Source organism: Pantoea sp. CTOTU49201, from assembly GCF_032054795.1.
GTDB lineage: Bacteria > Pseudomonadota > Gammaproteobacteria > Enterobacterales > Enterobacteriaceae > Pantoea > Pantoea symbiotica.
On the sequence record NZ_DAMBSA010000418.1, the window covers coordinates 1 to 3,953 of the forward strand.

Consider the following 3,953-nt stretch of genomic DNA (forward strand, 5'->3'; position numbering starts at 1 on the left):
CACGCTGTATCTCAATCGCGCCCCTTTTGGCGGCACGGTTGAGGGCGTTGGCGCGGCGAGTTGGATGTGGCTGGGGAAACCGCCATCGCAACTTACCAAAGGGGAAGCGGCGCTGCTGGCGGTGCTGCCACAGGCGCCGAGCCGCCTGCGTCCGGACCGCTGGCCACAGCGCGCCGAAGCCGCACGCAATAAAGTGTTGGATCGCCTCGCGCAATATCACGTCTGGTCAGCGCAGGATGTCGCTGATATCAAACAAGAAGCGGTGTGGCTGCCGCCGCGTCAGATGCCGCAACGCGCGCCGCTGCTGGCTCGCCGCTTATTGTCGCTGTCACCCGACAACAAAATCACCTCAACCATTGATGTGTCGCTGCAGCGCGAACTGGAGAATCTGGCGGCGTCGCTGAAAAGCAACTTGCCGCCGCGCACCTCGTTGGCGCTGCTGGTGGTGGATCACCAAAACATGAAAGTGCGCGGCTATGTCGGTTCGGTGGATTTCAATGACGACAGCCGTTTTGGTCACGTCGATATGATCTCCAGCGTGCGATCGCCGGGATCGGTGCTGAAGCCTTTTGTCTATGGCATGGCGCTGGACGATGGGCTGATTCATGGCGAATCGCTGCTACAGGATGTGCCGCGCCGCTTCGGTGACTATCGTCCCGGTAACTTCGACTCGGGCTTCCACGGGCCGGTGAGCGCCAGCGATGCGCTGGAGCGATCGCTCAATCTTCCTGCGGTGCAGTTGCTGGATGCGCTGGGACCAAAAACCGTCGCCGCGCGTTTGCGTAATGTGGAGTTGAACTTGCGCTTTCCCGCTGGCGCAGAACCGAATCTGTCGCTGGTGCTGGGCGGTACCGGCGCGCGCATGGATGAGATTGTGGCGGCTTACAGCGCCTTTGCCCGTCACGGCAATGCGGCACAGCTGCGCTGGCTGACGACACAGCCGCTGCAGGAAAGGCCGCTGTTGTCGCCGGGCGCAGCATGGATTGTGCGGCGCATTTTGGCTGGCGCGGCGCAACCGCCGGCCAGCGGCACGGTGCCGGAGATCGCGCCTTTGGCGTGGAAAACCGGTACCAGCTACGGCTATCGCGATGCTTGGACGATTGGTATTACGCCGCGCTATCTGATTGGCGTGTGGGTTGGGCGACCGGATGCGACACCGGTCGCCGGGCAATTTGGTTTTGCTTCGGCGGTGCCGGTGATGAATCAGGTTAATAATCTGCTGGCTGGACATATGCCGGTGAACGGTGCGCCGCGCGATCCGCGTCCGCAAGCGGTCAGTGCCATGAGCATTTGCTGGCCTGGCGGTCAGCCGTTGCCCATCGGCGACGAGAATTGTCGCCAGCGTCGTCAGAGTTGGGTATTGAATCTAACCGTGCCGCCAACGCTGCTGGCGCCGGGTCAGGAAGGCGTTAATGGTTTGCGCCAGCGTTACTGGCAGAACAGCCGAGGATTGCGCGTAGCAGCAGACTGCCCGGATGCACAAAGTCACGAGCGCCTGATGTGGCCGCTGCCGCTTGAACCCTGGCTGCCGGTTGCTGAACGCCGTGCGCAGCGCTTGCCGCCGATCGATCCCGCTTGTCCGCCACTCAATCAGGGCAACGCGCCGCCGATGGTGATTACCGGTGTGATCAACGGGCAGCGCGTACAGCCACTGCCGGGTAAAGTGGTGCTGGTGATGCCGGTAGCGGTGCAGGGCGGACAAGGGGAACAGCGCTGGTGGTTTTTAAACGGGCAGCCGCTGGAGCGGGACGTGAATAATAAGAGTGCGGCGCTGGTGCTGGATGAGCCGGGCAGTTATCAACTGGTGGTGATGGATGAAGCGGGGCAACTCTCATCGGTGTCATTTATCCGCGGTTGAGTGCATGGATATGGCATACTTTTTGCCTGCGCGCCCCGACAAAAATCAATTATTTTCAATAATTCCGCTAATCGCTAATAGGCAACGCGCCATGATATCCCTATAATCGGCGCGTTTTCTTACCGGGAGGAGCTCCCGGATTCTTCAGGATGCTAACTAGAGGTCAACATGGCAATCGAACGTACTTTCTCAATCGTGAAACCAAACGCCGTCGCTAAGAACGTGATTGGTGCAATCTATAACCGTTTTGAAAGCGCGGGCTTCAAAATCGTTGGCGCTAAAATGCTGCACCTGACCAAAGAGCAGGCTGAAGGCTTCTACGCTGAGCATAAAGGCCGTCCATTCTTTGATGGTCTGGTTGAATTCATGACTTCTGGCCCAGTTGTGGTTTCTGTACTGGAAGGCGAAAACGCCGTTCAGCGTCACCGCGATCTGATGGGTGCAACTAACCCAGACAACGCGCTGGCAGGTACTCTGCGTGCGGATTACGCGGACAGCTTCACCGAGAACGCGACCCACGGTTCTGACTCTGCTGAATCTGCAGCACGCGAAATCGCGTACTTCTTCGCAGAAAACGAAGTCTGCCCACGCACTCGCTAAGTGCGTTGATGGCCTAAGCGGACACGCGTCTTTACAGCTGTTCAACATCTGTGAAACGGTTCCCCTGGCATCATGCAGCAGATGTAGTACAATTATGCGCCCTTGTTGAGCCAGCCTCAGCGAGGGCGCTGTTTTTTTCCTACTATTAACCAGAGCCGTAACGTGTAACAACGAGGCCAGAGAACATTATGTCCGAACAGATTGTGACGCCGTCGTCCGCTTCCCCCGTGGTTGTTTCCCCAAAAAACGAAAAAATTAACCTGCTGGATCTTAACCGTCAGCAGATGCGCGAATTCTTTCTTGAGATGGGCGAAAAGCCGTTCCGTGCCGATCAGGTCATGAAGTGGATGTATCACTACTGCTGCGATGATTTCGAGCAGATGACCGACATCAACAAAGTGCTGCGCGGTAAGTTGATGCAGCGCGCTGAAATCCGTGCGCCGGAAGTGGCGGAAGAGATGCGTTCCACCGATGGCACCATTAAATGGGCTATTCGCGTGGGCGACCAGCTGGTTGAAACCGTCTATATCCCGGAAGCGGATCGCGCAACTTTGTGCGTCTCTTCGCAGGTAGGCTGTGCGCTGGAGTGCAAGTTCTGTTCGACTGCGCAGCAGGGCTTTAACCGTAACCTGCGCGTCTCAGAAATTATCGGCCAGGTTTGGCGCGCCGCGAAAATCATCGGTGCCGCAAAAATTACCGGTCAGCGTCCGATCACCAACGTGGTGATGATGGGCATGGGCGAGCCGCTGCTGAACCTGAACAACGTGGTACCGGCAATGGACATCATGCTGGACGACTTTGGTTTCGGCCTGTCAAAACGTCGCGTGACGCTGTCAACCTCAGGCGTGGTGCCGGCGCTGGATAAGCTGGGCGATATGATCGACGTAGCGCTGGCGATTTCGCTGCACGCGCCGAACGATGCCATTCGTGATGAGATCGTGCCGATCAACAAAAAGTACAACATTGAGACTTTCCTTGCGGCGGTAAAACGCTACATCGGCAAGTCCAACGCCAATCAGGGCCGTGTGACCATTGAGTACGTGATGTTGGATCACGTCAATGACAGCACCGACAACGCGCATGAGCTGGCGGCACTGCTGAAAGAGACGCCGTGCAAAATCAACCTGATTCCGTGGAACCCGTTCCCCGGCGCGCCGTATGGCCGTAGCTCCAACAGCCGTATTGATCGCTTCTCCAAAGTGCTGATGGATTACGGTTTCACCACCATTGTGCGTAAAACCCGTGGTGACGATATTGACGCCGCTTGTGGTCAGCTGGCGGGCGATGTAATCGACCGTACCAAGCGTACCCTGCGTAAGAAAATGGCAGGCGAAGCCATCTCTGTGAAGGCGCTCTGAAAGCCAGCGCCTGCTGATATTCACCGGGCGTAACTCATGTCAGTCTCTCCGCATATTTTTCATGGAGAGACTGAAATGCGTAAAGGATTACCCGCAGCGATTCTGGCTGGCTTTGTTGTAACCGGTTGTGTCAATCA

3 protein-coding genes are annotated in these 3,953 nt (G+C 57.4%); all 3 read left to right on the top strand.

Annotation, left to right across the window (positions count from 1 at the left end):
• Positions 1 to 1,858 (top strand): penicillin-binding protein 1C (gene pbpC / locus RTY00_RS21265; protein WP_312666054.1); only part of this gene is annotated, 1,858 nt, incomplete at its 5' end.
• Positions 1,859 to 2,026: 168 nt separating this feature from the next.
• A complete protein-coding gene (gene ndk / locus RTY00_RS21270) occupies positions 2,027 to 2,458 on the top strand; it encodes a nucleoside-diphosphate kinase (protein WP_007884899.1) in 432 nt (143 codons plus the stop codon).
• A 188-nt stretch (positions 2,459 to 2,646) separates the two neighbouring features.
• Complete coding sequence (locus tag RTY00_RS21275) at positions 2,647 to 3,816, top strand: bifunctional tRNA (adenosine(37)-C2)-methyltransferase TrmG/ribosomal RNA large subunit methyltransferase RlmN (protein WP_007884898.1); 1,170 nt, start codon at positions 2,647 to 2,649, stop codon at positions 3,814 to 3,816.
• Positions 3,817 to 3,953 lie beyond the last annotated feature (137 nt).

Excerpts from the sequence above, each read along its gene's own strand:
- ndk (WP_007884899.1), top strand. The coding sequence starts at position 2,027 with ATGGCAATCGAACGTACTTTCTCAATCGTGAAACCAAACGCCGTCGCT.
- RTY00_RS21275 (WP_007884898.1), top strand. The coding sequence starts at position 2,647 with ATGTCCGAACAGATTGTGACGCCGTCGTCCGCTTCCCCCGTGGTTGTT.